General features: G+C 48.0%; 3 protein-coding genes. 2 read left to right on the forward strand and 1 reads right to left on the reverse strand.

The features are described from left to right. Positions 1-328, forward strand: a 328-nt coding sequence (locus BLW97_RS18625) for a PDZ domain-containing protein (RefSeq protein WP_169829336.1), incomplete at its 5' end; no start/stop codon positions are given. A gap of 382 nt (positions 329-710) precedes the next feature. Beyond that, entirely contained in the window at positions 711-1,481 is a 771-nt protein-coding gene (locus tag BLW97_RS18630) for a COG4705 family protein (protein ID WP_075324216.1), read from the forward strand. A gap of 172 nt (positions 1,482-1,653) precedes the next feature. Here BLW97_RS18630 and BLW97_RS18635 read toward each other — a convergent pair. Then, positions 1,654-2,158, reverse strand: a 505-nt coding sequence (locus tag BLW97_RS18635) for a hypothetical protein (protein WP_207650651.1), incomplete at its 5' end; no start/stop codon positions are given.

The raw sequence follows: 2,158 nt of genomic DNA on the forward strand, positions 1-2,158 counted from the left end.
GCAGTCCAGCAGTACCCAACCGGCAGCGCCTGCAAAGACTGTGAAAATCAGCCGGATGGATATTCATGTTCAAAATCTGACTCCAGATATTGAAAAACAACTGGATGTCCACCATGGTGTGGTGGTGGTAGGTGTCAGTGAAGGCCCTGCTGCTGAAGCGGGACTGATGCCCGGAATGATCATTCAGCAGATCAATCAGCAGGATGTCCGCAATGTCAGCGAGCTGGCGCACATTGTCGCCGGGTTACCAAAAGACCAACCCATTCCCATGTTGGTCCGTCAGGGTAAAGCGAGCATCTATGTGGTCGTTACTCTTGCAAAGAAATAATACACTGTGCATCAGCACGCGTGTTGTCCCCAAAACCATAATGGACAACGTAGTTAGGGGATTTTAGTTTTTTACATCGAGTCACAGCTGGCGGAAGATGAAGTTCATCTCATCCATTCATTCTGGAACAGAACCTGGTAAGAATTATTTAATTGCTTTAATCGGTGCATCACTTTGGTATAAAATCTCTATTCCAGATTAATAGCTTCTGGGTATTCCAGCCTGTAGTGACATTGTGAATACCCTTTTGTCCTTATTTCCAGGCTTTTCGCTTTGATCTAAGGATGGCGTTAATCATATCAAGACTTTTGACATACTGGGTAGACAAGCTGATTTATCACCTTGCTACCAGCTTCATGATAGGGAAAATAAGGAACCGTCAATGAACACAGCCGTCTTCAACCGCACTTCCGGAAATGCACCCCTCCTGAAGGTACCTAAAATTACTGCCTATTTTTGGATAGCGAAACTCCTGACTACTGCCATGGGAGAGGCTACGTCAGATTTTCTCGTTTTTCACACGAACCCCTATCTGGCTGTTATTGGTTGCGGGTTATTATTCCTGATTGCTCTCTGGCTGCAGATGCGTAGCAATCAATATAAGGCACACTATTACTGGTTTTCTGTCATCATGGTAAGTATTTTCGGGACTCAAATAGCGGACGTTACCCATGTCGTACTGGGTGTCCCCTATGATATCTCGACATCCGTTTTTCTGATGGCATTGATCGGGATTCTGGGAATCTGGAAACTCAAAGAAAAGACGCTTTCCATTCACAGTGTGCATACACCTCAGCGCGAGGCTTTTTATTGGGCAACCATTGTAGCCACCTTTGCGTTGGGCACCGCCGCTGGTGACATGACTGCATCGAGCCTGGATTTAGGCTACCTTGAATCGGCGATCTTGTTTGTCATAATGTTTGGCATTCCCGTGATTGCATATTTCATGTTCGATCTTAATGAAATAGCTGCCTTCTGGATTGCCTATATTTTGACCAGACCATTGGGAGCCTCTTTCGCAGATTGGACAGACAAACCCATTCAGTTCGGTGGCCTTGGTCTGGGTACGGGTCCGGTGAGCATATCGCTAACACTGGTCATTCTGATGCTGCTCACCTACTTGATAATTTACAGAGTGGACGATCCCAACTGAAATTTAGGCAATTGGTCCATCTATAGATTCTTCAGGATGGCGATATAGCTGGGGTCCGACCGTAAGGTTCACTATCCGGGATGGTTCAAAAGAGAAGGATGCGGACACCGGCAAAAAATTCACGCTGTTGCATCCAAAACAGCCTGAAATATTGAGTCCGCATTCCTGCGTCTCATGAGGACATCATTCCCCGCATCATCGCAGGCATGCCTTCTTTGACAAAGCGCGTAATTTCACGCGCGTGGGCATGAATCACCTGGATCATTTCCGGATCTGACGACGTTTCTGTCACCGCCACTCCATCCTTGAGATAGTCCAGTTTTCGTTGATATAGCGTTGGATGAGCGAACATGACGGGAACGCTTCGACTGGCCGGATAGGGGAAAGGTTGGTCTTCCGCCAGGCGCTGATACATCTGGGTCACATGTGCCTGGAGTAATGCAACCGTATGTGGCACGGCCGAAATCGTGACCGCGTGTATCCCATTAGGCAGAAAAGTCACTTTGCGATGCACCTCTGCATGCACTTGGAACAATTCCATCCCGGTACGCATGGGTCCACGATTCTCCGGTGACATCATGGCACGCATGCCTTCGTGGTCAGGCGAATCACCCCCCATCATGTTTCCCATCATACTGCCCATACCCGAGGCACTAGCCCGGTCTGCCTGCACATAA

Origin of the sequence: Acidithiobacillus albertensis (genome assembly GCF_001931655.1) — a bacterium.
In the GTDB taxonomy this organism is placed as follows: domain Bacteria; phylum Pseudomonadota; class Gammaproteobacteria; order Acidithiobacillales; family Acidithiobacillaceae; genus Acidithiobacillus; species Acidithiobacillus thiooxidans.